The following is a 26,339-nucleotide window of genomic DNA, read 5'->3' as shown; positions in this document are numbered from 1 at the left end:
TCTTATAGTCATGAGGGATAAGTATACCACATCATGCATTAGGCTGGGACATAATTACGTGTGGTATATAAGGACATTATCATAAATCAGTCATAAGTGTTCACAAAGCTTAATTATAAATTCTTGACATTTCCGCCCTCAGATGGTATCATCCATTGGTGTCAGCGGGTATGGCGGAATTGGCAGACGCGCCAGATTTAGGTTCTGGTGGGAGACCGTGCAGGTTCAAGTCCTGTTACCCGCACTGAAATCAAATAGTAGAAAAGCGATGGATCGTCGTATTGTGGCGGCTCATCGCTTTTTATTTTATTGAAATATAGCTGAGTTTGTCATATAACATTTTTATCTTCCTGCACTCCAATTCCATATACGTCGTCAAGCTGATTGACAAACTGGCTCTCCACATCTATGAACATATCTCCGTATATATCCATCGTAGTAGACAGCAAAGTATGGCCTAAAAGAGCCTGAATTAATTTTGGCTGTGCTTCTCGCTTAATCAAAAATGAACAGACAGTATGACAGCAGTCATGCAGGGTATGATAGGTAATTCCCGCCTGCTTTACACATTTCAGAAACCAATATCGCACGTTTTCCTCTGTGTAGTAATCACTAAACTGATCACAGAATACTAATCCCTTATCATGATAACATAGGATGTACTTTTTTCTTCATCTGTGTGATAATGATACCCTTATCCGAGGCTTCTTCTATCGCAGTTGGATTGAATTTAATATAGCTGCTTTATAAGCGCCGCGATAAAACTCATGGGGCTGCATTCCGCCAGCTTCGGCGTATTTTTGATCACTGACAATGCAATCCGGGGAAAACACTCTGGTGTAAGCTTTGCCAGCTTTACCGCCTGTGCTTCCGATCCGGACGCACGCTTTGCTAACTCGCCTTTGATATCATTTGCCATGATTCTTCTCCCCTTTCTCTGCCTCCATCATCGTGTGAATCAACGCCGTGATCTCTTCCCATGTGTCACAATGGCAGTTTTCATTCTTCAAATAGAAATTCCACATTATCTGTACCGGATGGTTGAGCGCTGCGGTATATTCCAGCACAGATGATCCTATCTTTTTGTTATATTCGAAATATTCCCAGATATAGCAGTAGAACTGAATCCGTCTGCTCCGTTCCCATATTTCTGCACTCTTCATTCCCAGAATGCGGTCACGAAATTCGTTATACTCCCCGTCTACTTTTTTCAATGCTTTTTCTCTGATATTCATGGTTGATCCGCCTCCTACGCTTCCTTGACGGTAAAGCGCCTTGTATGGCTGACATGTACATAACTCTGATAAATCTCCGGGCGCTCCTTTTTCAATTTTGCCGTATCGGGTCTGGCTGAATCAACGCCGCTCCAGGTCACTTGATAGCAATCTCCTACAGCGGATCCATGTTCCTGCATAAACAGTTTGATCTCCTGCTCGATCTTCTTCTGCTCCTTTGTCTGTTGAAATGTATCTCCCCTATGAAAAGCAACTTGCTAGCCAGTATGATGTCTCTTTATCGACAGTCAGAAAGGCATTGTCAGAACTCGAACAGAGAGGTTTCGTAAAGAAGCTAAATGGTAAAGGCACTATAGTTATAGAACCGGATGATACGAAACTTCATCAGTTGGCACTTAATTTCGAGTATGCAGAAAAGGCATTATGTTATCTTCATGTCTTACAGCTAATGGTATTAATTACTCGTCCAGCGGCTTTAGTTGCAGCTTCGCAGTTTACCGTAGAGGAATTGGACGAGTTAGCAGATTGTTACCGTTACAATTTGGTTCGTATGAAGAAACATATGTCAGAAAAATATAGGTTTCATAACACAGCTAATATTCGAGTTCCAGAAAAATACTAGTTAACATCCTATACAATGTCCTATTCCCCCATGATACTATAAAACGCGCCCTGATCAAACGGAAAAACACCGTTTGCTTCAGGGCACGTTTTTAAGCTGCTGTCTGGGGTAATTCAGTTATTTTCAGCATTATTTGTTCTGCACCTCCAGAACTTCCTTCACTGTATTCTGGAATCGGTCTCCTTCAATTCACCTGTATAGGCCTGGAATCCTTTCTGCCACACTTCAGCCCAGATATGGTAGCTCGCTTTCGTATAATTCTATACTGGCGCTTACAGCTGCAGAGTCCTCTCCAGCTATTTAAATCAAGTACACATCAAAAAAGCCAAAATGCTGCTGAATGAGACCAGCTGTTTTCCAAGCCAGTACCGGGAGATGTACAACAGCTGAAATCTATTGCTCTCCGATCAAAAATGTCTTTATCTCATACGGACCGTACTCTGCGGAAAACATATGGTTTACGCATTCGATCTGCTGTTCCTCCTCTTCCATCAGAGAGGCGTCAAAGACCCGCTCCCCCATCTCCTCTGCAATACGAAAACGCACAGCGGTCCTTTTTCCCCACGCTTCATAGGTTCGAATCACAATCCGCTGCGAATTTTCCGCTTCCTTAATGGTCTCGATCACAATATTTTCCCGGTCGGCGCTTATCATGGAATAGCGGGCAGGCAGGCCGCCCGCATGAGGGCCCGTAAGCACCGCATAAAGCGGGCAGTTCAGCTCATATGCCTTCTCTATCACCTTTCCCTCCCTATATCCTCCCATATGAGGATATAGGGAATAGGTGAAGCGGTGTTTCTCCTTATCCGCATCCGGATTGGGATATATGCCGGATTTTAGAAGGGACAGCCGGATCACAGAACCGTGGATGTCGTACCCGTATTTACAGTCATTCAGAACGGCCGCTCCGTATCCGTACTCGGACAGATCCGCCCATTTGTGGGCGCAGACTTCGAATTTCGCCTGTTCCCAACTGGTATTCATGTGTGTGGGACGTTCCAGACTGCCGAACTGGATATCATACACGGCACGGCCCGCCGTAATCTCCAGCGGAAATGCGGCCTTTAAAAACAGCTGGCTTTCCCTCCAGTCCACGTCCGTAACGAAATCAATTCTCCGCGATTTCGAATACACGATCATGTCCTGTTGTATCCTGGAATCCAGAAAATGGCGCACGGTCCGGATACAGGTCCGCACAGGTCCGGTCTCCACTACTTTTGGCTCTGTCTGCAGCCTGGCGCCCCACATTTTTTCCTGATAGGAGGCATCCAAGTTCCAGTTATCGTATTGGGAAGGGCGGTCCTCAAATATCTGAAGCTCATTGACACATTTTCCTTCCTGTACCAGTTCCCTCCCGGCCTCTTTATCATAGATGGAATCCGGATACCCCTGCTCATTAAGCCGTATCCTGTAATACGGCGTATCAATCACGCCATCTGCTGTCTTAACCGGGGTTCCCTCTGTCCCGGCAGACGCTGGCTCAACGGAAAACACACCGTACCCTTTGGGCAAAATCCCGTCAACCCAGAACAAATAACCTCCGTCCTCGGCCAGCTGACCCGGATATACCGCACCGTCCCGTATTAAGGACACAGGCGAGTTTGAATCAATCCGGATCATTCCTTCTCCTGCCGTATACAGGGGATTGAACACAACTGCGCTCCTGCCGATGGCCGGAATCCCGCCCGCCACAGCCCGCAGCGCCGCCTCAATATTCCGCCTGTCCGTCCTTAATATTTCTTCATACTGGTTTTTTGAGTCTTCATAAACTTCTTTTATCGAAGAACCCGGCAGGATATCGTGAAACTGATTCAGCAGGGTCAGCTTCCAGCACCGGTTCAGGTCTTCCCTCGGATACTCAAGACCGATGCGCAACAGACGGCCGAGCACGGAAAACTGTTCCACATCACAGTTTTTCCATTCGCAAAGCCGGTTATAACGTTTATTTCTGCCCATGGATGTATAGGTTCCCCTATGAAACTCCAAATACAGTTCCCCCGACCATTCCGGCACATCCCGGTCTTTCAGATTATGCTCCAGCCTGTGAAAAAACTCTTTTGCAAAGGCCTGCCTTGTCCGCGGGATGCCCGTTATGCCCTTTTTCAGCCGGGCGTGCTGTTCCAGCATGTCCGCCGTGGCGCCGCCTCCCCCGTCACCAAAACCGAAGCAGTTTAAAATATCCTGATTCATCCCTTTATTACTGTAGCGTTCCCAGCAGCCGGATACCTGGCTGGGCGTGATCTCACCGTTATAGGTGGTGGTAAAATCGTCCGGATCCTCTCCCGGCGTCTTTTTATTCTCCTGAGTTGTTATAAAATACGTCAGGATACCGGTTCCGTCAATTCCTCTCCATACCATTGTATCGTTTGGAATCCGGTTCACTTCATTCCAGCTGATTTTTGTGGTCATGAAATAACGGATTCCCGATTTTTTCAGGATTTGGGGCATGGATGCGCTGTAGCCGAATACGTCGGGCAGCCACAGGATCTCGCAGCGCACTCCGAACTCCCGCCAGAAGAAGCTGCGGCCATAAAGGAGCTGCCGGACCATGGATTCGCCGTTTATCAGATTACAGTCAGGTTCCAGCCACATACCGCCTTCCGGCTCCCATCGGCCGGCCTTAACAGCGGCTTTTATCTGCGCATACAGATCCGGATCTTCTTCCTTAACAAATTCGTAGAGCTGCGGCTGGCTGGACATAAACCTGTACTCCGGATACTGATCCATCAGCTCCAGAACGGTGTGGAAACTCCTCACCGCCTTCTCAACGGTCTGGCGGAGCGGCCATTTCCAGGCGACATCAATATGTGTGTGGCCTATGCAGTACTCCGTCACGGCCGGCTGCGGGCAGCAGAGCTTTTCATAATGGGCTTCCAGATACGCCTCAGCCTCCTTCACCGATCTGTAAAACTGTTCGGAGCCAACCCGGCGCAGATCCAGACAATTGAGCGTTTCATTCAGCAGCATCAACATATGCTGTCTTTCATAGCTGTCCTCCGGCAGCAGCACAGCGGCCTCAAACGGCACGAGCAGATCGTAAAAGAGTTTTTGCACATCCTCTCTAAGCACGTAAAAGGTGACTTTCAGGGACACATCCGAATGAGCGTGGTTCTGATATGCGTAGATGCGCACATCATAGCGCTGTCCCGCTTCGGCCCGCGGGGAAATCCTGCAGGTCCTGTGGTTGACATCCAGGCCGCACCGGTTCCTGCCGTCAATGTTTACTAAAAACTGCGGATTATCGGTATCCCAGTAATTATCCAGGTTTGTTAGCACCTCCATCCATACGGGCCGGTCCTGGTGGATCGGAGGGATCTGAAAGGATAATGCAAAGCAGGCGTGTCCGTCCTCCGATCCCCAGGTATCTCCTTTTTTAAATATCTTCCATCCGGAGATATCTTCTTTCATCACACTGTCCATCTCATAGCCGCAGCTGCGGTACCGGATCTGTTGTGCTTCCAGATACTCTGTCCTGCAGGCATCCTTCAGCACATTCAGCACTGTCCGGATTCTGGATTCATAATACTTCACATTATCCCTCCTTTTTTACGTCTTTACTGTTCGTCCAGCTTATATTCCGCATACTGCTCCGTATATTCTTTAATCACATCGGCGCCTCCGCGTTCTCTCCACTGGTCCACACATTTCCTGTATCCGTCTGCGTCGATGCTGCCCATTATGTATTTCACATCCGCATCCATCATCATATTATCCAGTTCACTGGAAAGCTCGTCATATGTATCCGACTGCAGCCCGATGGAATCGTTGGTCACCAGGTGCTGATTTCTGTACTCGATGGAGTCATACAGATCCGTCAGCATCTGACTGTCATCGTCCTTGCGGAAATAGGGAGGATAGGGAAAACTCTGATTCAGTCCGTCGGCGGTATCCATGCTAAGCTGTGTTTTGCCGGTCCTCTTATCCATAATCATAACCCGCTTTTCATCCTGAACCTCATAGTGGACGCCTTCCACACCGTATGCCATGAAATCCTGATACTCCTGCGTACACAGACTGTCATAGATGCCTAAAATTTCTTTCAGCTCCTCCTCGGTCTGTATCGCACCGTCACCAAAGCGGTTAAACATTACCAGGCCGTTAAAACCTTTTGTAGAAACACATTTCGGTTCTTCCCCTTCAAAATGAAGCGCGGAACCAACCTTACACACCGCCTCGGGCACAACCTGAGTCAAATTTGCAGAGCGGGTGCTGATATCATCGGTTGTACAGAAAATCACGCCGCATTTTCCCTGATCAAAGGCGCTGGTTCTGTCATTTGCGGTGATTTCCGCAAAATCCTTATTCAAATAGTCGCCGTCATACATATCCTTTATGTAGGTTAACATCGTAAGCCACTGATCCGTCGCGAAATCCGGAACCATCTCACCGTTCTCATATTTCCATTCATTGGGAGCGCCCATGGCCACAGCCAAAAATTCCAGCCCGTTCCATTCACGGTTATACGGTCCCTGATAAGAAGAAACAAAGCCGTAAGTATCATCGGCGCCGTTGCCGTCCGGGTCATCCTCTGTAAAAGCTCTCATCACTTCTTTGAATTCCTCAAAAGTCTCGGGCATATCCAGGCCCAGATTATCAAGCCAGTCCTGACGGATCACATATCCGCACCTTCCCAGAATCCTGGTCTTAGGAATGCCATAGATTTTGCCGTTACGTTTGCAGTTTTCCCAGGTCTGTTCCCCGATAAAATTGTACAGGTTCGGATAATCCTTTAAATAATCGTCCAGAGTCCAGAATCCACCCCCATCCATCGCCTGGATCATGTTATTGTTCATCAAAACATTGCCGTTGGCGGAAAAGATCTTAGGCAGGCCCTTTGACGCGATCAGCGTTGTCACCTTTTCCTCATAGGACAGCGTGGGCACATAATTGATTTCGATCTCTATGCCCATTTTCTCCTCCAGCGCATTATACCATGCGTTATTCTCCATATCCGGAGCCTGGTCCGAAAACAGCTCCTGCATAATCGTTAACCGGACGGTAGAGTCCCCCTCCGCTTCTTTCGCGTTCTGCCCTTTTGATGCGCATCCCCCGCACAGCACAACTGTGAGGGCCAGCAAAGCAGCCAAACCTTTTTTTGTTGTTTTTCTCATATACATTCTCCTTTTTTTGTTTTTATCTGAAAGCGGATCACCCCTTGACAGATCCAAGTATCATGCCTTTCGAAAAGCATTTCTGAACAAACGGATACACCAGAAGGATCGGCAGCGTGGCAAATACTATAACCGCATAGCTGACATTCTGCGGCGGTATATAGCCGATGTCACTGACCGCCGAAGCGTCTGAAAATCCGCCGGATGACAGCAGCACGATCTGACGCAGCCAAACCTGAATTGGCCACAGTTCCGAATTATTTACATATAGGACCGCGTCGAAATAGTCGTTCCAGTATCCCACCGCATAAAACAGGGAAAAAGTGGCTACTGCGGGCTTAATCAGCGGCAGGACGATGTGCCGAAAGCTCTGAAAATAATTGCAGCCATCCACCACAGCGGCCTCCTCCAGCTCCTTAGGAAGCGCACTGATGGAAGAACGGATCAGTATCGTGTTATAAGCGCTGATACAGCCCGGAAGCCACAGAGCCCAGAGCGTATCGGTCATCTTAAGGCCGTTCACCACCAGATAGGTCGGTATCATGCCTCCGCTGAACATCATGGTAAAAACAATGAGCGCATTGAAAAAGCCGCGTCCTTTCAGATGATCTTTAGACAGGACATAGGCAGTCATAAGAGTCAGCACCATGCTAAGGACTGTGCCCACCAGCGTCACAAAACAGGATACGCCCATGCTCTTAATCAGAGACACGCTGGAAAACAGATATTTGTAGGTTGAAAAATCCAGATGGATCGGATAGATAAAAAATTTCCTCGTCAGTATATCTGACAGCGGGGATACCGATGCCGCAATTACAAACAGAAACGGCACCAGGCAGGCTGAGGCCACTGTAAGCAGCACCAGCAGATTCACCAGATCAAAGACACGGCTCCCAACGGACGCCTTAATTTTATTGTTTTTTTTCGCTGCCATCCTAGAATACCCCCTCCTCTCCGGCCTTTTTGGCTATTTTATCTGTGATCAACACCAAAATCAGACAGACTGCGGATTTAAACAGGCCCACGGCCGTACCATAACTGACTCTGCCGTTTTTGATCGCCATCTGATAAACATATGTATCAAATACCTCCCCAACTTCCCGATTCATAGAATTGAGCATCAGGAAGATCTGTTCAAACCCGTTATTCAAAAAGCTTCCCATTCGCAGGATCAGCAATGTAATGATTACACCTTTTAAAGCAGGCAACGTGATATGCCACATCTGCTGTCTTCTGTTCGCTCCGTCAATCCTCGCCGCTTCATACAGCTGCACGTCCACCCCGGCTAACGCCGCCAGAAAAATGATGGTGCCCCAGCCCGTTTCTTTCCATATCACCTGGAACGTAATCAACGGTGCAAATGAATTCGGTTCGCTTAATACACTGACATCCCTGCCAAAAATGCCGGAGAGCACTCCGGTCAGCGCACCGCTCTGTGAAGAAAACAGTGTAAAACAAATGCCGGCCACCACAACCCATGATACGAAATGGGGCAGATACACTACCGACTGAATTATTCCCTTCAGCTTCTCATTTTTTAATTCATTGAGCAGCAGCGCCAGCAGGATCGGCAGAGGAAAATATAAAATTATGTTGTAGACTGCCAGGCGCAGGGTATTCGCGAATATCTGCAGAAATTTTGGATCGGACCAGAGCCTCCGAAAATGCTTCAATCCTACAAAGGAGCTTTTCAAAACCCCTACCATCGGATTGTAATCCTGAAACGCCGTAATGAGTCCGAACATCGGACCGTATTTAAATATCAGGAAATACAGCATGCCGGGTAAAATCATCAGATAGAGGATCCAGTCCTTTCGAATGGCCTCCGCCCAACCCCGTTTTTGTTTTTGTTTGTGATTCACCTTGAGAATCCCTTCCTTCCCTCTTTTTGTTCGGCTTTTTTGCCATGCTGCTATTGTAATGCCAGTTTAAAAAAAAGTGCAGGCCCAGTATGTCGTATTGCACAATCAAAATCGGAAGTGAACGGTATTTTTCGACGATCAAAAAGGCAAGTCAAGCCTCAGTATCTCCTTTTTTACATCTACCTTGTATTTTTGCACAAAAAAATAAGGATGTTTTTTCCATCCTTATCCTTTTTATGAATATTGGTTTATTTCTTTTTTAGCTCATACTGCTCCGTCAATTCCGAAATAACCTCTGTTCCTCCCGCTTCCAGCCACTCTTCCCGGGCCGCATTAAATTCCTCATCCCCTATTTCTCCTAAAATATACCTCATAGATGCATTTTGAATGATCCGGTTCAGGCTCTCTTTCTTCTTAATATAAGTAGAGGACTGCAGAAGATCCGCATCATCGAATACCAGATATGGGCTGCTCTCTTCCATCACCTTTTCCATCTGCCGTTTCAGCTCACTGTCTTCGCTTGCCCCGGTCATGCAGTCAAAGGTAAAAATCTGTGTAAAATCCATCATATCCGCATTCAGCTTCAGTGTTCCGTCCTCCATTTTCAGAAGTTCTTTGGATCCGTCCGGATTCTGTACAAAATCCACCTGCTCCACGCCGTAGGTAAACAGATCCTCCTGTTTGCACAGACTGTTGAAAAAGGACAGCACCCTGCGCAGTTCTTCCTCCGTCCGTATTCCGCCTTCCCCTGATTTATTGAACATCAACATGCCGTTATATCCTCTGTCAGAATTGACCCGTCTGCGTTTGTCACCATTCTCCAGACTGGTCATCACCGACAGGGAAGCGCCGGGAATCCGGCTTTCCAATTCCGCCTGCAGCCCCAATGCATCATCAATACAGCCGAAACAGCAGCCGGTATTTCCTTCAAGAAAATCCTTCTGGCGCTGCTGCACCGTTGTGATTGAGGCCTCTCTTGACATCACGCCCTCATTTATGCACCTGCGAAAAAACCTTAACGCCTCCAGATACTCTTCCGTAAAAAAATCGGGCAGCATGGCGTTGTCCCTGTACTCCCAATAGTTCGGCCCTCCAAGCACAGTAGTCAGAGTCGCAATACCGTTCCAGGATTTATTTCCATAATCCGTCCAGCAAAATCCCAGACCGTATGTATCATCCCTGCCATTTTCGTCCGGATCCTCATAGGTAAAACGGGTAAGCATACGATAAAAATCTTCCAATGTGCGCACCTCGGATATCCCCAGCCGCTGCGCCCAATCCGCCCGGTAATACAGTCCATTTCTCGGCTGAATGCGCAGCCTCGGAATACCGTAAACCGCACCGTCAATCCGGACTGACTCCCAGAACTGCTCTCCGATCTGCTGATACAGCGCCGGATAGTCCTCTATGTAATCATCCAGTTTCCAAAATGATCCCGCGGATATGGCGCGGCGCATTACCGGTGAGGACATCAGGCTGTCATTGGTGGCAACCGCCATCGGCAGGCTGTCCGCCGTCGTCATGCGTTCTATGCGGCTCACATAGTTTACGCTTGGAATTCTCTGAACCGTGATCTTTTCTCCCGTCCTGCGCTCCAGCTCCCTGTACCATTCGTTCTCGGTGTCTTCGGCAGTCTGGCTGCCAAACAGTTCATAGCAGAGTGTTATGGGCCGTTCCTCTTCCTCCCCGGAATCCGCTCCATCCTGGCTGCAGCCGGCAAGCAGGATAACTGCCATAAAAAGCATCGCATGTAATAAATGTTTCATCCGCTGTTCTTCCTCCGTTTTTCCTTGAAAGGCATCTCAAAATCGATTAGAATAATATTAAGAACATTATACCTTAGCTTATTCTTTTCGTAAACGAGATTATCACATTATATGAGGTGTTTCCAATGATGCTTACTCCAATGAAAAACCAGCGTTTTGCAAAAGCGGGCGGCAGCCACCGCGTACTTTTTTCCTGGCTCCTATCCTATGCAGTTATTTTTCTTTTTCCCATCGTCTTTCAGTTTTTTACATATCGCCAGGCTGTCTCCACAATCCGCAGCCAGACCATCGAATCGCAGCGTTTATCGCTTGAAAAGTTTCAGAGCGATATGGACGGTGAATTATCCCTGATCAGCGATTTCGTCTCCCGGATTTCATTGGATGACAACGTGAATTTTCTGTTGAACGCCTCCGGCAAATCCGTTTACCTGGAAAGTTACGCCCAAGCCTCGGTGCTTCATCAGATGAACCGCACTCTAAGCTCCTATGAGCCACACGACAGCCTGATCGACGATTACTACATATTTACGAATAACAGGCTGATCTGGCACAGCCAGGGAATCAGTGAATGGAAGCAGGACAATAGTCTGGAGAGCGCCATATGGAACCGTTGTGAAGGGCTGGATCTTACCGAGAATCATATCTTTTCTCTGACGGACGGACAGGAGCAGTATCTGGTTATTACCTATCCGCTGCCATATGCCTATACTCCGTCAGGGTATATCGCTGTACTTTTGGATTCGGACACGCTTAGAGGCTGTTTAAAGAAATTTACGGTTTTAGACGAAAGCCGTTATTATATAACGGACAGCGGCAATGAGGTGCTGACCTGCCTGTCCCCGGACAGCGATACTGAAGGACAGAGCTACTACTGCAGTGTCAATTCCTCAGTGATGCCGCTCACCTATGTATCCGCGGTGGAAGTCAGTTTTGCCGACAGCCAGCTCATATTTCTTCGCAGAACGCTTTTGGTAAGTCTGGCCAGTTGTATTCTGGGCGGTCTGATTCTGATCACATTTTTCACCCGGCGCAATTATTCCCCGGTACAAAAACTGGTCAACACCGTCCGTGAGCATAACACGCTGACGGAAAACGAAATACTGAATGAATACCAGATCGTATCTGGAGCGCTGCAGCAGATATACGAAAAAAACGCTTCAATCGAAGAGGTCGTACAGAGACAGAACAAAACGATCTATTCCTATTATCTTTCTCTCCTGCTCAAAGGGACTCTTAGCTGGTCTTCTATGGAGGAATCGCTGATAACCGAGATCGAGCGGGAAGTATTAAAAAAGAACTATCTGCTGCTCCTCACTCTAACGGATGTATCCGAAAAATGGCCGGCCAAACATCCTGAACTTGCGGAAAGTGCTTACTCTTCCTTTTATCAGACGCAGTTCACACAGCGGCTTACAGACATGCTGCCTGACGGCATATCCATCTACAGCACCAATGTCTATGATTTCAATGCCTGCATCATTGCCGCAGATGACGTTCTCAAAGACTGGAAAGAGCTGCTTAACTCCTCCCTGGAAACTCTGTCGGAATATCTCGGCACAGCCTGTGAGTTTCAGTACTATTTTGCCGTCAGCGGCATACACGAAGGTATCGCGCAGCTTAACACCAGCTACGAGGAAGCCGCATACGCGTTATCTTACTGTATCATGAAACAAGATATACGGATCGTCTTTCAGGATGACCTTTCCACAGAGAAAGGGGACGCCCTGCCCGATTCGTCGGATCATGAGAAGCACCTGATCAATCTGATACAGACGGGCCAGGCGGAGGCTGCCGGGGAGCTTACCACACAGTGGTTGGATTCCATCTCGTCCAGGAACCTACCCTTCTGCACCGCCAAGTGCCTGGCAGGCTCCGTTTTGTCCGCCATCATCACCGCCGCCGGCAATATGCGGCAGCATGGCATCTTTGCCACAGACTGCAACCAGGCCGCAGATGAGTTTCTGAAAGCCAACTCCTTTGGCAGACTGGAACATATACTTAAAAGAACGGCCCTCATAATCTCGCAGAAGGCCGCAGACGGCGCTGCGCAGTCCGGCCTGAACGACACCTGGGTCATGCGGATCAACGAAGTGATCGATCAGAATCTTCATGACGAAAATCTGAATATCACCTACATTGCAGATACGCTGGGAGTGAGTTCCAAATACCTCTCTTCCATCTATATGAAAGCCACGAATACCGGCATCATAGACGTCATACACGAAAAGCGAATCAAACAGGTCAAGGAACTGATCGGCCACAGGGGATACTCCGTCAGTGAGGCCGCCGCCGAGGTGGGTTACGGCAGTGTTGCTACCCTGAACCGCTGGTTTCGCAAATATGAAGGGATCTCACCGGGGCAGTACCGGAGCAATTGCTAAATCCGCTGGTATTAGTATCAGAAAGCTTCTTTGAAAACTTTCAGGAGGTATTGTATGGATAACGCTTATGCCCTTGAATCCTCTATACTCGCATACTGCGATATTCTGGATCATGATATGGGCATGCTGTATGACCGTCTCTTCATCGGAGAATTTCTGCGCCGCAATCACCGCAGTATAGCGTCTGATATCGCCTGTACCGGTTTTCCCTGTGCCAGTGGCAGTATTCAGGCGCTTCCCGCGCAATATTCCCTGCTTGTCGGTCATATCGCCGCTCCCAAGGAGAGGACATCTGGAAAATGCTCGATACCATGGAGGCGCAGTATGGCAGGTCCCCTGAGAAACTGCATTTGAGTAGACGAAGGATAACGTCTGATCTGACAAACATGGAGTGCGCAGAGCACCGTGTAAACTACCTGACAGAAAGGATAGCCTTTCAGGCCAATCCCGAACTGTTAAGATTCTTAATTGGGCCCCTTTATGATTATCAGCCCGTGTACGGAATACGTGAACTGCTGCAGAATTCCATTGACGCCTGCCATGAAAGGCAGGCGCTATGCCGGTCAAAAGACGAAAGCTACCATAACAGGGTAGTCTTAGAATTTGACAGTCTCCCTGACGGGCATGCAGCTATACGGGTGAGTGACAACGGAATTGGCATGACCGGAGATGCGATTAAAAATCACTACACGGTTGCTGGCTCTTCCTACCGATACGATCTGGCCTGGAAAAAGATTATCTGGATTTCGATACCCACCTCTACTATTTCCACCTGGTATAGAAAAAAACTACAGCCAAACATTGTCTCTATCGAGAAAATATGTGATGGGCTTGGAATCTCACTCTCTTATTTTTTCTAATGATGATCATGATTTTTTGAGCCTGCAAATCCTAAATAAATCAAAACACGGTTGGAGCTGCCAACATTAAGAAGCTACTCCAACCATGTCTTTATCATAATAATTTAACCAATCATTACTCCATTTTCATCAACCTTGTATCCATCCGGAGTTGTTAGGTTTACCGCCATTTTACCGTCTTCATTCAAGTAATACCACTTCTCTCCGGATTTTACCCAGCCAGTTACTCTGACACCCGTCTCATCTGCGTAATACCAGTTTCCCGGCGTTTCTGGTATTGTATTTTGTACGGAGCTGGCAGGTTTCCTTGATGAACTTCTGGATAATGTACCACATCATCGCCAGTTCGAGTATTATTAACCAGGCCTGGGAATCCCTGTGCTTTCCATTTTCCTCTTTTCCTGCCCCCCTTCCAAACGGCTTTTCCCGGTCCATTCATCTGTCAGCAGAAGTTTCCTGCATATTTTCTTCCAATGATACAGAAACTACTGCAGACAGGAGGTATGATCATGGCAAAAGCAGGAATGAGAAGGCCCAGTCCTTATGATGCGGATAATCACGGAACCGAAAATCATCATAAAATGAATCGTCCTGAGAATGAGCAGGCCCAGGTACCCGAAATTCAGGGTGCCGCCAAAAACGGCAATGCAAAAGCAGGCCCCATCAATGCACCCAACTGGGCCAGAGATGATTATAAGACTGGAGATCATGAATAACTGAGGTTATAGGATCGCGGCAGGGAGGCGGGGAAATGAAATCCCCCCTGCTTGCCTTACTCAAACGAATCTTACTGCTACTCCTCCATATCCCCGCAGCAAATCCTTCTATACTTAAGCGGAGACTTATCCGTCAATTTCTTAAACACCCGTTCAAAATACGTCACACTCTCAAATCCCAACAGCTCCGAAATCTCCGTCACCGAATACTCACTGCCCGCCAGCAGCTCCTTGGCCTTCCGGATCCGGGTGATATTCCGGTACTCATTGACAGAGAAACCAGTCACCTCCCGAAAGATCCGGCTCAAATACGACTTGCTGATGAAGAACCGTTCCGCCAGGTCCTCCAGCGATTCATCCGTGTCATAATGGTGGAGCAGATAGTCGGCCACCTCATGAACCTTCTGGTGTCTGGCCGTCTGCACTGTGGAAATCTCCCCGCCCTGCTTATAAAATACCCGGTTCCTGCGGCAGCGGTAAATGAGCAGAAGAATCTCCGCCAGTTTCAGCTTTACCATCCCATCGTATTTCCCCTGTTTTTCCTTTAACTCATCCCGAATCTCGAACAGCAGGCGCTTCACCTGCTCCCACACTTTTTCCGGAAGCTCGGTTACGCCATAATTCTCCTCGAACATCCTGGTTAACGGAACCAGCCCTGCCTGCTCCAGCAATGGGCTGAAGCCTTCCTGGCTGATCTGCAGAAGGATCCTGTCGTGATACGATTTCCCAGCCAGACTGGTCTTATGAATCTGCTGACGGTTAACCAGAACCACCATTCCCTTTTTTACATGGTAAGTCTCCCGGTCAATAAAGTAGTATCTCTCTCCCTCCAGCAGAAAATACAGTTCAAAGCTGTCATGAAAATGTTTGGTCTGCATCGTAAATTCGTAGTCACGGATCACCTCATCAATGGTGAGCCCCGACATTTTCTCTGAAAATACCGTTTGTTCCATCCTCTGCCTCACGCTTCTTACATTTTTAAAATCAGTAGCCAAAAGTACGAAAATTCCATAAAAAGCATCGATTCTATAAGATTTATAATACTATACTGCTGTATAATTAGCAATAGAAAGAAATGAGACACGAAAGCAGGAAATGCATAGAAGGAGGATTTTACCATGAAATACGAAAACAACAAAGTCCGTGATTTGAACATCGCTTATATCGGCGGCGGCTCCAGAGGCTGGGCCTGGACCTTCATGACCGACTTATCCATGGACGATTCCTTAAGCGGAACCATCCGTCTTTACGACATCGATGAGGCTGCGGCCAAAAATAATGAAATCATCGGTAATAAGCTGACTGCCAGAGAGGATACCACGGGAAAATGGGATTACGTTACCTGCAGCACCATCGGAGAGGCGCTGACCGGCTGTGACTTCGTCGTAATCTCCATACTGCCAGGCACTTTTGATGAAATGGCAAGTGACGTTCATCTGCCGGAACGCCTCGGAATCTACCAGTCTGTCGGCGACACTGCAGGCCCTGGCGGAATGATCCGTGCCCTGCGCACCATTCCCATGTTTGTAGAAATCGCGGAGGCTATCAAAAAGTACTCTCCGGAAGCATGGGTCATCAACTACACCAACCCCATGACTTTATGTGTGAAGACTCTCTACCATGTGTTCCCGCAGATCAAAGCATTTGGATGCTGCCATGAAGTATTTGGCACCCAGAAGGTATTAAAGGGCATCTGCGAGGAAACCCTTGGTCTGACCGGAATTGACCGCCGTGACATCAACATCAACGTGCTGGGAATCAACCATTTTACATGGCTCGACAAGGCTTCCTATAAAGGAATCGATCTGTTCCCTGTTTACCGTGATTACATCGACAGCCACTACGAAGAAGGTTACAACGAGCCAGACAAAAACTGGGCCAACAGCACCTTTGACTGCGCCCACCGCGTTAAATTTGATTTATTCCGCCGCTATGGCCTCATTGCCGCCGCAGGCGACCGTCATCTGGCGGAGTTCATGCCGGGCGGTGAGTATTTAAAAGATCCCGAGACCGTATCTTCCTGGAAATTCGGCCTGACCACAGTAGACTGGAGAAAAGCTGATTTGCAGAAGCGCCTCGACCGCAGCCACCGCCTCGTATCCGGTGAGGAAGAGATTAAGCTTGAACCGTCAGGAGAGGAAGGAATCCTGTTAATCAAGTCCTTATGCGGCCTGGAACGCTCCATCAGCAACGTCAACATCCCGAATACCGCCCTTCAGATTGCCAATCTCCCGGCAGACGCCGTGGTAGAAACCAACGCCGTATTCAGCTTAGACAGCATCCAGCCCATCGTCGCCGGCACCATACCGGAGCAGGTAAAGACCTTAATCGCTCCTCATGTAGAAAATCATGAAAGAATCTTAAAAGCTGCACTTACATACGACCGTGCCCTCGTCTGCGAAGCCTTCCTGGCCGACCCGCTTGTCAAAGGACGCGCATCAGAGGAAGAAGTAAAAACTCTGGTAAACGATATGATTGCCAACACCCTAAACTACCTGCCAGACGGCTGGAAAGAAAACTAAAAACAAATACTTTTTATCAAAAGGGTGCTCCGCCTTGTCTCCTTCAGGCCGAAGCACCCTTTTTCCCTCCTTTCCACTTTGGAGCGTGTCTGAAAATTCATTTCCGCCAGCTGCACGCCCCCCTTCGTCCCTGCCTCCCTCCTACTCTCCACAAGCTCTGAGGCGTCCCCTCCTCACTCCCCCTCCTTTGGCAACGTCCCACTATAACACCCGCTCTTCATCCACAGCGGAAGCAGCTTCGCCAGCACGCTGAACAGAAGCCGCCCCTCATCGCTGGAGAGGTCCGCATCCCACAAATCCTCGATCAGCTTAATCCGGTAGCGGACAGTATTAACGTGTGTATACAGTTTGTCCGCCGTCTTCTGGTAATTGAATTTACATTTGACAAAGACCCTTACGGTCATCGCCAGGACATCCCTTTTTTCCTCATCCATCTGATTCAGAAGCTCGTCCATTTCCCCCAGCATCTGGTTGATAGGCCATGAATTCTCCGGGTAGTTGAGCAGCCGGTAGATACCTAAATCATGGTAATAGCAGATCCGCTCGCCGTACTCCAGAAGTCCGGCGATATGGGCCGCGCTTTCCGCCTCAAAGAAAGCGGTAACCGCCTGGGAAATGGTGTAATACCGGCTCACTCCCGCCCTGCACCGTTTGCCGGCGCCGTCTAAAATATCCAGCAGACGGCGGCCAAAATGGTCCACGTCTTCCGTCGATACAAACAGCCGCAGACTCCCTTCCGCCGAAAAGCTGTAACAGAGCTGCTGCGGAAAATAATGATGAATCAGATAAGACAAATACTCCTTTTTTCCGTCCGCCGCATCGTCTGTCTCCTGATCCCGAAGCACCAGCGCATATCCGGATTCCGGAAACAGGTTTGTCACGGAGGAATCCGGCATCTGGCCGCCGCAGATCATTTCCATCGCGGCCTCAATCCGGCGGGAACGCCGTTTGTAATCGTCGATACCGGTACAGAGAATGGAGGCGTAGTTTAAAAGTATATAATCCGATGGCTCGAATCTGCCCTCTTCTCCAATCAGGCAGAGCACGCCAAATGGCAGGCGGTTTTTAAACAGCTCCGCCTGCAGCAGCATTTTCTCCGAATACGACGAGGAATAGAGGCTTACATGGGATAACGGGGACTTCTGCGGCTCCTTCCGCCAGTAGGCCGGATAGAAAACAGCCTCATTCAGCACGGGAACCGGCGGCTTCACAAATGTATCCTGGCCCACGATCAGTACCGCCTGGCAGCCGGTCCAGTAACTCAGGCCGTCTAAGAGAGAATCCGTTCCGCTGATGTAAAACCGGTGCTGAAGGTCCTCCAATACCCTGTCATACGCTCTTACGGTTCCATCCGTCCTGGATGCAATCAGATGAGAATACTCATTTATCAGCGATACAAAACGGTCCGCTGCCACAGTACCGAAGACCAGTTCCCGCTCGCGGCATGCCTTTGCCAGCGCATCAATCCGCTCCTCTTCCTCCCCGGATAAATCCGCGAGAAATCCGACTGCCCCACGGCCTTTTCGCTCATCCAGCCACAAGGCCAGCTGCTCTCCCCCACCGGGAATCAGGCCGGCGCATACCAGAAGCAGACTCTGCGGCTCCCACACTGCCGGACCGGACCTGCAAATAAAAGCCAGGCCGCTAACCTCTTTCTCATAAAACGGTGTCCGGAATCGGCACTCTGAAAAAGTCCCGCATCCGGCCAGATACTCCAATTTTAATTTCATTTCCGGCGAAGCTCCTTTCCCTACAAAAACATGGCTCACTTTTTGTAGATTACCTGTCTCACACCTGTGTTATAGTTATTTTAGGCATAATGACATATTTTTGTCAATAACGTTTCACTTTTTTAGTCAATTGTCGAGTTTGATAAATACCATTGTAAGGAGGTTACAAAAATTATGGGCGAAAACAAAAAATCGGTCACAATCACCGTCAATGGTGATGTGTACCAGCTGGGTGTGGGGAATGCAGTGGGGGAGATTGCTCCTGCAGACACACTGGCAGAGACACTGCGTGAGCGCCTTCTGTTGACGGGAACCAAGATATCCTGCGATGACGGCGCCTGTGGCTGCTGTACCGTCATCATGAACGGAAAGGCTATACCGTCCTGTACGGTGCTGACCATTGAGTGCGACGGCGCCGACATCCGTACCATCGAGGGACTCCAGGATCCGAATACAGGCGAACTGGATAAGGTACAGCAGGCATTTGTAGACCACTCCGCATTTCAATGCGGATACTGCACACCGGGAATCATCATGACAACCGAGGCTCTGCTGGCGGAAAACCCACATCCGGATGAGGAAGAGATCAAGGAAGCTCTCGCCGGAAATTACTGCAGATGCATCAGCCATTACCAGGTGCTGGAGGCCGTGAAGCAGGCCGCCAAAGAAGGGAGTGAATGATATGGGTAAGGAATTCAGATATGTGGGCAAGCCGACTCCCCGAATAGACGGCAAAGCCATTGTTACAGGATCCGCGGAGTACGCGAACGACATACATATGCACGGAATGCTCTACGGCCGGATTAAAATGAGTCCTCATCCTCACGCCATGATAAAGAAAATTGATGTGAGCAAAGCCCTGGAGCTGCCTGGAGTAAGAACTATCCTGACCTACGAAAATGTCTTTGACTGGATTACAGGTATGCCGGCTCAGAAAAGGATTCTGGACCGTCATGTGCGTTTCGTCGGCGATCCGGTGGCGCTGATTGCCGCCACGTCAAACCGGACTGCCGAGGAGGCGGCCGATTTAATCGAAGTGGAATATGAGGTACTCCCCGCCGTCCATGACTTGGACGAGGCCATTGCTGACGGAGCCCCGCAGTTATACGAGCAGTTCCCAGGCAATATCATCGAGCGCGGCTGCCCGCCTTTCGGCCCCAAGGCCCTGCAGGAGCTGGTCATGGGAGATACAAAAAAGGGCTTTGAGGAATGTGCTGTCGTCGTAGAAGGCACCTCCAGGTATGAGACAATTTCCAATCCGCTTCCTGCTGAGAGTCCGGGCCTCGTGGCCTGGTGGGATGGCCCCAGCCAGTGCAGCATGAAGGGAAGTTTTCAGAGCCCCAACATCCAAAAAATGATCATGCAGCTCGCCATGCCCGGTGTCACCGTACGCGTCATCTCAGCCAATGTAGGCGGAAGCTTTGGCAGTAAGAATACGGTTCCCATGGAAGGGCTCTACTGTGCCGCGCTGGCAAAAGCTACCGGCAGACCGGTGAAGCTGGTCATCTCAAAGGAAGCGCATCTGTCCACCTATATGCTCCGCTTAGGCAGCCGTCTGACCGCTAAAGTGGGACTGCTCGCCGACGGAACAGTTCACGCCTATGAGGGAACCTGGCTGGTTGGTTCCGGCGTTCACTCCGATTTCGGCCAGGGCCAGATTGCTAATGGTCTGGGACGCGCCATGCTGCTGCTCAACAAATGCAAACACTGGAATTATCAGCCTCATCTGGTGGCCACCAACCGCTGCCGTTCCGGCGGTATCCGCGGATTTGGCGGACAGGAATCCTATGCGTCTCTCGTTCCGGTTCTCTCTATGGCCATGGCGAAGATGAATCTGGATCCCGTAGACTTCTTCAAAAAAAATATGTGTGACATTAACGGAGGTTACTACTGGGTTGAGGGCCACTGGTGGGAAAACCATTTCTTAAGTTATAACGATGTCATGGATCACGCAGCCGAACACTTTGGCTGGAAGGATAAATTCCCCGGCTGGCTGAAACCGTACAAGACTGTGGGAAGCAAACAGTACGGGGCGGGCTGCTGTGTCCATGGAAGCGCCGACTGCGGAATGCTGCACGGCGAAGCCTTCGTCAAGCTGGACGGATGGGGAACTGCCAATATCAATGTCTGCATCGCCGAATCCGGCATGGGTCAAAGATCAGCCGTAGTAAAAATGGCCGCTGAAATTTTAAATCTGCCGCTGGATAAAGTAACCATTTCTACACCTGACAGCCAGGATAATCCATGGGACTGGGGACTGGCCGGATCGAGAGGAACGCTTGTATATGGGCGCATGGTAGGCGACGCGGCCCGAAACGCCAGAACACAGCTTCTGGAAGGCGCGGCGGCCATTCTTCACTGCCCTGCCGAAATGCTGGATACGCGTGACGGAATCATTTTCATGAAAGACAACCCGGAAGTCGCGCTTCCATGGATTGCTGTATTAGGGCCCATGAACACCATTACAGGCCATGGCGTCTTTGAAATGGATCACTCCAAGCCGTGTTTCATGATCGCATTCGTCGAGGTGGAAGTGGATACCGACACCGGTGACGTGAGAATTGTGCGTATAGTAGAGGGAACCGACGTCGGGCAGGTCATCGATCCATATTCCTTAAAGATGCAGTTAGAAGGCGGCCTGGGAAGCTGCGGAAGCGACAGCGCCATCAACGAGGAGATGATTCTGGACGAAAAGACAGGAAAATTCCTGACTAACAACCTGGTTGATTTTAAGTGGAGAGTCTTCCCGGATCTTCCGACCTTTGAAACCCATATTGAAGAGACCCCCAATGATTTAAGCGCATTTGGAGGAATCGGAGTCGGTGAGATATCCGGTGCTCCGTTACCGGGCGCCATCATAATGGCGGTTTCCAATGCAATCGGCATTCAGCTTATGGATTATCCTCTGACACCGGATCACATCCTTAAGGCGTTAGGAAAGGCAAGGTGAACACCAAATGAAAAATTTTAACCATACGGATGCAGAGAGCTTAAGCCAGGCCGCCGGCATTTTAAAAGAAGAACAGCAAAATGCCCGAGTTATCGCAGGCGGAACGGATCTGCTCAGTGTCTTAAAACATAAATTAGAACCGGATTACCCGGAAACAATTGTGAATATCAAATCCATAGAAGGACTGGACCACATCGTGGAGGACGAAGACGGCCTGAAGATTGGTGCGACCGCCAAACTCTGTGATATTGCGTCCTCACCTCTGATTCAGCAGGAATACGGTGCGCTGGCCGACGCCGCGAGAAGTGTGGCGACTCCCTTAATCCGCAACCTTGCCACCATCGGCGGCAATCTCTGTCAGGAAGTCCGGTGCTGGTACTACCGCTATCCCGATGAAATCGGCGGCAGAATCCAGTGCCTCCGCAAGGGGGGCGACACCTGCAACGCCATGACCGGAGAAAATAAGAACCACTCCATTTTCGGAGCCAGGAAGGTAAACTTAAGCGGCTGTTCTTCCAACTGTCCCGCCCATGTGGATATCCCGGAATACCTTGCAAAGCTGCGCGCCGGCGATCTGGATGGCGCGGCATCGATCCTGCTGGAGGCTAACCCGATTCCGGCCGTCACCTCCCGTGTCTGTACCCATTTCTGTCAGATGAACTGCAAGCGGAAGGAGTACGACGACAATGTCAACATTGGAGGTATGGAGCGGTATGTGGGTGACCATATCCTGGAACACAGCGACCGCTTTATGGTACCTCCAAAGACAGACAGCGGCAAGCGCGTTGCCATCGTAGGCTCCGGCCCCGCCGGTTTGACTGCGGCATTCTATTTAAGGAGCCGCGGACACAGCGTCCGGGTGTACGATAAAATGGAGGAAGCCGGCGGACTTCTCCGCTATGCAATTCCGGAATACCGTCTTCCAAAGGAGATCGTCAGAAACTTAATTTCCGCACTTGAACACATGGGGATCGAATTCCTGACAGGCATTGAGATTGGAAAAGACATCCCGGTAAATGATCTGGTGGAACAGTATGACAGTGTCTTTCTAAATACAGGCGCCTGGAAACGGCCTCTGATCGGGCTCGATGGGGAAGAACTCACCACCTTCGGACTGGATTTTCTGATTGAAGTCAATAAATGGATGGAAAGCAAGATCGGCAAAGACATCATCGTTGTCGGCGGCGGAAACGTGGCAGTGGACGTGGCGATCACAGCGAAACGTCTGGGCGCTGCAAACGTGGTTATGGCATGCCTGGAACCAGAAGACCAGATGCCGGCAAGTGAAGAGGAATTGAACCGAGCCAGAGAAGAAGGCATCACAATCCTCCCTTCCTGGGGACCAAAGGAAATTCTTCGAGATAATGGGAAAATCGCAGGGCTTGTCTTGAAACGCTGTACTGCAGTCTTTAATGAACAGGGGCATTTTGCCCCATCCTACGACGAAAACGAAACTACCATACTTTATGGCAGTTCCATCCTCATGGCAGTAGGCCAGAAAACCGACCTCTCCTTCCTGGGTGAGGCGCTGGAGCTGGAGGTCAGCCGCGGGCTGATTTCCGTAGATCCTTTGACTATGAAAACCAGTGTGGATAAAGTCTTTGCGGTCGGCGACGTCACGACCGGACCGAAAACGGTGGTAGACGCCATTGCAGACGGCAAGAAAGCTTCTGTCGCAGTCCACTGCTTTATGACCGGTGAAGCGGAAGGGGACGTGAGGCACCCACTTGGCGGGCTGATTACCTTTGACGCCTCCTGTACCGGCCACTCGAAGGCCGCCAGGCTGCCGGAACGCCCGAAAGAGGAGCGTGGACTTCATCTGGAAGATTCCTATGGCCTTACATTGGAGCAGGTGCAGGAAGAGGCAAAACGCTGCTTTAACTGCGGCTGTCTCGCCGTGAACCCCTCCGATGTGGCAACCGTCCTCACCGCAATGGATGCGGAAATTATAACTAATAAACGCAGAGAACCGATCGGGGAAATGATGAAAAAATCCCATTGCCGGCTGGTAGAAGAAGACGAAATTTTAACGGAAATCCGAATCCCGGCTTCTGCAAAGAATTACCGGATCGGTTATGATAAGTTCCGTGTCAGGGATTCTCATGATTTCGCCGTAGTCAGCGTCGCCTCCGCCTACAAGGTGCAGGATGGCGTCGTCACAGACGCAAGAATTGTGTTGGGCGCCGTCGCTCCGATTCCGCTGCGTGCCAAGGAGGCGGAAGCTTATATCATCGGAAAAGCAGTCACTGGGGAACTGGCCGCTGAAGCGGCCGAGATCGCCCTTCAGGGAGCGCTTCCGCTTTCTAAAAATGGCTATAAAGTACAGATTGCCAAGACTCTGGTACGGAACTCCTTGTTAAACGCCAGAAACTCCACTGAAGAGTAAGGGCAGTGACGCAATCGCGCAGTTAATGACTTGATGTAGTATTGAATTATAGGAGGGAAGCTTATGGGCAGAATTGAAGCAATACTTTTAGCCGCGGGTTATTCTTCCAGAATGGGGCGTTTAAAACCTCTTCTGCCCATAGGAGGGACCACGGTGATCCGCAGGCAGGCCGATGTACTTGACGGCCTGACCCACCGGACCATCGTGGTGACGGGTTACCGTGGAGATGAAGTGGAAGCACATTTATCCGGAAGCCGCGTGACAACGGTCAGAAATCAGGCCTTTGCAGAGGGTATGTTTACCTCGGTAAAGGCCGGGATTCTGGCTCTGGACCGGGAGGTTTCGGCATTTCTAATTCTGCCGGTAGACTACCCGCTGGTAACACGGTCGCTGATAGAAGACCTGATAGAAGAATTCCACCGCTCGGGCGTTCCCGTCCTGTATCCCTCTTTTTCCATGCGGAAAGGCCATCCACCTGTGATCTCGGCCGCCTGCATTCCGGAGATACTGTCTTATCAGGGCGATGCAGGACTAAAAGGAGCACTGACACCATTTAACAGCGAAGCGAAGTATTTTTCAGCGGAGGATGAGACCTGCATCATAGATATGGACACGCCGGAGGACTATAAAAAGGTGCTGGCGTTGGAGGCAGGGCTGCATCAGAGGCTTTTCACTGCTGCCAGGTAACGTATACAGCGACAAGCGGCCCGGAGATAATAGAAGGGCTGGCCAAAAATTGGAAATTGAAAACTTGCTTTACTGAGTATGACGCCAGGTTGGACGTGAAGATGGATGCCCGCTTTGCTGAGTATGATGCGAAACTGAACGCTAAACTCGACTTCCGGGTCTGCAGACTGGAGTCTGCCCTATCCCCCATATAACCCCTGAACAGAAAACGCTCCGGCATATCGTTGCGGGAGCGTTTTTTATAAACAAACAGGTATCTAATATTCTATTTTTCTGTAACATTCCAAATCCACTTACATACCTTTACACATTTCTGCCCACAAATTTCACTACAAGCACTTCTTCCGCAATCTCTTTTTCTTAATTCTCCACCCACTAATTATACTGCGGCTCCAGAAAGTTTAAAGTAAAATGCGCCTTCCCCTGATCATCCAGTTCCATAATCATAAACGACGGTTTCCTTCCATCCTGTCTGGGATAGGACAGACTTCCGGGATTCAAAATAGTCACACCGCCCCGCACCTCATAGAAAGGTCTGTGGGTATGTCCATACATGACGATATCCAGACGGCGGTCTCTCGCCTCCTGCTCTAAGCGCTCCACACCCAAAGACACATTATAATAGTGACCGTGAGTCAGAAGGACACGGTACTCTCCGATCTTTAATTCCTTCTCCCGGTCTAAATTGGAAAAAAAGTCGTTGTTCCCCAGCACCATTTCCAGGTCACAGTCTTCTCCAATCCAGCCGGCGATTTTCGTTTCGCTGCCTTCCGCATCGCCAAGATGAATAAGCATATCGAGCGGCGATGTCTTCTCAATCACTTTTTTCAGATTATCGTCTTTTCTGTGCGTATCGCTCACAATTAATATCTTCATCGCACGTCCCCCTTATAGATCTCTTCCAGCTTCCGCTTCATCGCCTCAAGCGCTTTTCCGCGGTGGCTGATCCGGTTTTTCTGCTCCATGGTAATCTCCGCGCTGGTCACTCCGAACTCCGGCAGGAAGAGGATCGGATCGTATCCAAAGCCGCCATTTCCCGCCGCTTTTTCTGCAATGATTCCCTCCATGGTCTCTTCCGTATGGACAACACTTCCATCCGGCAGCACAGCTGCAATATTGCACACAAACCGGGCGCTTCTGTCGTCACCGGCCGCCTCATTGACCCTGGAGATAATGGTCTGATTCTTGATCTCATAGGAAGTATCCTCGCCCATATATCTGGCTGAATAGATACCCGGCTCGCCATTTAGGCAGTCCACCACCAGGCCGGAATCATCCGCAAGGACAATCCCCCCGGTCTCAGCCCACACCGCTTTCGCCTTGATCTCCGCGTTCTCACCGAACGTTTTCCCATCCTCGACGATCTCCGGATCGGCCCCGGCCTCTTTCATGGATAAAATCTCCATTCCCAAATCGGCCAGAATCAGCCGGATCTCCTTCATCTTTCCTTCATTGCCAGTGGCAAATACGATCCTGTTATCACTCATTTGTATATTCTCCTTCATAAAACG

Annotated in this window: 24 protein-coding genes, 1 tRNA gene and 1 pseudogene; 11 read left to right on the top strand and 15 right to left on the bottom strand. The window is 49.6% G+C overall.

What is annotated here, in order from left to right:
* Positions 1–164: 164 nt before the first annotated feature.
* Positions 165–244: transfer RNA gene (locus DFR60_RS05935), tRNA-Leu, on the top strand.
* Between the two features lie 85 nt (positions 245–329).
* On the opposite strand, the gene DFR60_RS31380 is transcribed toward DFR60_RS05935, so the two are convergent.
* The 4 genes from DFR60_RS31380 to DFR60_RS30270 all read right to left on the bottom strand — a co-directional run bounded on the left by DFR60_RS31380 (position 330) and on the right by DFR60_RS30270 (position 1,414).
* On the bottom strand, positions 330–659 hold the full coding sequence (locus tag DFR60_RS31380) for a tyrosine-type recombinase/integrase (protein ID WP_110322048.1): 330 nt from the start codon (positions 657–659) through the stop codon (positions 330–332).
* Positions 660–730: 71 nt separating this feature from the next.
* Positions 731–919 carry a hypothetical protein gene (locus DFR60_RS05925; protein ID WP_110322047.1) on the bottom strand — a complete coding sequence of 63 codons (189 nt, stop codon included), beginning with the start codon at positions 917–919 and terminating at the stop codon, positions 731–733.
* Entirely contained in the window at positions 909–1,235 is a 327-nt protein-coding gene (locus DFR60_RS05920; protein WP_110322046.1) for a hypothetical protein, read from the bottom strand. The genes DFR60_RS05925 and DFR60_RS05920 overlap by 11 nt, the downstream gene beginning before the upstream one ends.
* Before the next feature lie 14 nt (positions 1,236–1,249).
* On the bottom strand, positions 1,250–1,414 hold the full coding sequence (locus tag DFR60_RS30270) for a hypothetical protein (protein WP_167437516.1): 165 nt from the start codon (positions 1,412–1,414) through the stop codon (positions 1,250–1,252).
* A gap of 41 nt (positions 1,415–1,455) precedes the next feature.
* Between DFR60_RS30270 and DFR60_RS05915 the strand changes: the two are divergent.
* Positions 1,456–1,857 (top strand): annotated as a pseudogene (locus DFR60_RS05915) (FadR/GntR family transcriptional regulator); the annotation flags it as partial.
* A gap of 393 nt (positions 1,858–2,250) precedes the next feature.
* On the opposite strand, the gene DFR60_RS05910 reads toward DFR60_RS05915, so the two are convergent.
* The 5 genes from DFR60_RS05910 to DFR60_RS05890 all read right to left on the bottom strand — a co-directional run bounded on the left by DFR60_RS05910 (position 2,251) and on the right by DFR60_RS05890 (position 10,596).
* Entirely contained in the window at positions 2,251–5,388 is a 3,138-nt protein-coding gene (locus DFR60_RS05910; RefSeq protein ID WP_110322045.1) for an alpha-mannosidase, read from the bottom strand.
* Positions 5,389–5,411: 23 nt separating this feature from the next.
* Positions 5,412–6,968, bottom strand: coding sequence for an extracellular solute-binding protein (locus tag DFR60_RS05905; protein WP_167437515.1), 1,557 nt, complete (start codon positions 6,966–6,968; stop codon positions 5,412–5,414).
* 37 nt (positions 6,969–7,005) lie between these two features.
* Complete coding sequence (locus DFR60_RS05900; protein WP_110322043.1) at positions 7,006–7,902, bottom strand: carbohydrate ABC transporter permease; 897 nt, start codon at positions 7,900–7,902, stop codon at positions 7,006–7,008.
* 1 nt (position 7,903) lies between these two features.
* Entirely contained in the window at positions 7,904–8,830 is a 927-nt protein-coding gene (locus tag DFR60_RS05895; protein ID WP_243004983.1) for an ABC transporter permease, read from the bottom strand.
* Positions 8,831–9,078: 248 nt separating this feature from the next.
* Positions 9,079–10,596, bottom strand: a complete 1,518-nt coding sequence (locus DFR60_RS05890; protein WP_110322042.1) for an extracellular solute-binding protein — start codon at positions 10,594–10,596, stop codon at positions 9,079–9,081.
* 125 nt (positions 10,597–10,721) lie between these two features.
* Here DFR60_RS05890 and DFR60_RS05885 point away from each other — a divergent pair, with 125 nt between their 5' ends.
* The 3 genes from DFR60_RS05885 to DFR60_RS30785 are packed head-to-tail and all read left to right on the top strand — an operon-like array spanning position 10,722 to position 13,837.
* On the top strand, positions 10,722–12,977 hold the full coding sequence (locus DFR60_RS05885) for a helix-turn-helix domain-containing protein (RefSeq protein WP_110322041.1): 2,256 nt from the start codon (positions 10,722–10,724) through the stop codon (positions 12,975–12,977).
* Between the two features lie 54 nt (positions 12,978–13,031).
* Entirely contained in the window at positions 13,032–13,331 is a 300-nt protein-coding gene (locus DFR60_RS30150; RefSeq protein WP_146218579.1) for a hypothetical protein, read from the top strand.
* Complete coding sequence (locus tag DFR60_RS30785; protein ID WP_243004982.1) at positions 13,328–13,837, top strand: hypothetical protein; 510 nt, start codon at positions 13,328–13,330, stop codon at positions 13,835–13,837. The genes DFR60_RS30150 and DFR60_RS30785 overlap by 4 nt, the downstream gene beginning before the upstream one ends.
* A gap of 104 nt (positions 13,838–13,941) precedes the next feature.
* On the opposite strand, the gene DFR60_RS05870 is transcribed toward DFR60_RS30785, so the two are convergent.
* Positions 13,942–14,115, bottom strand: coding sequence for a hypothetical protein (locus tag DFR60_RS05870; protein WP_110322081.1), 174 nt, complete (start codon positions 14,113–14,115; stop codon positions 13,942–13,944).
* 231 nt (positions 14,116–14,346) lie between these two features.
* On the opposite strand from DFR60_RS05870, the gene DFR60_RS05860 reads away from it, so the two are divergent.
* Positions 14,347–14,553: a hypothetical protein gene (locus DFR60_RS05860; protein ID WP_110322038.1), complete on the top strand. Its 207-nt coding sequence runs from the start codon at positions 14,347–14,349 to the stop codon at positions 14,551–14,553.
* A 77-nt stretch (positions 14,554–14,630) separates the two neighbouring features.
* Here DFR60_RS05860 and DFR60_RS05855 read toward each other — a convergent pair whose 3' ends face one another.
* On the bottom strand, positions 14,631–15,506 hold the full coding sequence (locus DFR60_RS05855) for an AraC family transcriptional regulator (protein WP_110322037.1): 876 nt from the start codon (positions 15,504–15,506) through the stop codon (positions 14,631–14,633).
* A 165-nt stretch (positions 15,507–15,671) separates the two neighbouring features.
* On the opposite strand from DFR60_RS05855, the gene DFR60_RS05850 reads away from it, so the two are divergent.
* On the top strand, positions 15,672–17,075 hold the full coding sequence (locus DFR60_RS05850) for a family 4 glycosyl hydrolase (RefSeq protein WP_110322036.1): 1,404 nt from the start codon (positions 15,672–15,674) through the stop codon (positions 17,073–17,075).
* On the opposite strand, the gene DFR60_RS31375 is transcribed toward DFR60_RS05850, so the two are convergent.
* Together DFR60_RS31375 and DFR60_RS05845 are read right to left on the bottom strand one after the other, a co-directional pair.
* A complete protein-coding gene (locus tag DFR60_RS31375) occupies positions 17,072–17,227 on the bottom strand; it encodes a DUF6783 domain-containing protein (RefSeq protein WP_432764100.1) in 156 nt (51 codons plus the stop codon). The two genes, DFR60_RS05850 and DFR60_RS31375, sit on opposite strands and share 4 nt — an antisense overlap.
* A gap of 21 nt (positions 17,228–17,248) precedes the next feature.
* Positions 17,249–18,805 (bottom strand): PucR family transcriptional regulator, encoded by a 1,557-nt coding sequence (locus DFR60_RS05845; protein ID WP_110322035.1) that lies wholly within the window; start codon positions 18,803–18,805, stop codon positions 17,249–17,251.
* Positions 18,806–18,979: 174 nt separating this feature from the next.
* Here DFR60_RS05845 and DFR60_RS05840 point away from each other — a divergent pair, with 174 nt between their 5' ends.
* From DFR60_RS05840 to DFR60_RS05825, 4 genes are all read left to right on the top strand, one after another.
* Positions 18,980–19,486, top strand: coding sequence for a (2Fe-2S)-binding protein (locus tag DFR60_RS05840; RefSeq protein ID WP_055660703.1), 507 nt, complete (start codon positions 18,980–18,982; stop codon positions 19,484–19,486).
* A gap of 1 nt (position 19,487) precedes the next feature.
* Positions 19,488–21,755 (top strand): xanthine dehydrogenase family protein molybdopterin-binding subunit, encoded by a 2,268-nt coding sequence (locus tag DFR60_RS05835; RefSeq protein ID WP_110322034.1) that lies wholly within the window; start codon positions 19,488–19,490, stop codon positions 21,753–21,755.
* Between the two features lie 7 nt (positions 21,756–21,762).
* Positions 21,763–24,141 carry an FAD-dependent oxidoreductase gene (locus DFR60_RS05830; protein ID WP_110322033.1) on the top strand — a complete coding sequence of 793 codons (2,379 nt, stop codon included), beginning with the start codon at positions 21,763–21,765 and terminating at the stop codon, positions 24,139–24,141.
* Positions 24,142–24,204: 63 nt separating this feature from the next.
* Positions 24,205–24,828 carry a nucleotidyltransferase family protein gene (locus DFR60_RS05825; RefSeq protein WP_110322032.1) on the top strand — a complete coding sequence of 208 codons (624 nt, stop codon included), beginning with the start codon at positions 24,205–24,207 and terminating at the stop codon, positions 24,826–24,828.
* A 375-nt stretch (positions 24,829–25,203) separates the two neighbouring features.
* Here DFR60_RS05825 and DFR60_RS05820 read toward each other — a convergent pair whose 3' ends face one another.
* Complete coding sequence (locus tag DFR60_RS05820; protein WP_110322031.1) at positions 25,204–25,704, bottom strand: metallophosphoesterase family protein; 501 nt, start codon at positions 25,702–25,704, stop codon at positions 25,204–25,206.
* Positions 25,701–26,315, bottom strand: coding sequence for an RdgB/HAM1 family non-canonical purine NTP pyrophosphatase (rdgB, locus tag DFR60_RS05815; protein ID WP_110322030.1), 615 nt, complete (start codon positions 26,313–26,315; stop codon positions 25,701–25,703). Before rdgB ends, DFR60_RS05820 begins: the two co-directional genes overlap by 4 nt.
* Between the last annotated feature and the right edge of the window lie 24 nt (positions 26,316–26,339).

The organism is Hungatella effluvii (assembly GCF_003201875.1).
Lineage (GTDB): Bacteria > Bacillota > Clostridia > Lachnospirales > Lachnospiraceae > Hungatella > Hungatella effluvii.
The sequence above is the reverse complement of the archived record's forward strand: the minus strand, read 5'-3'. Positions and strand labels throughout refer to the sequence as shown.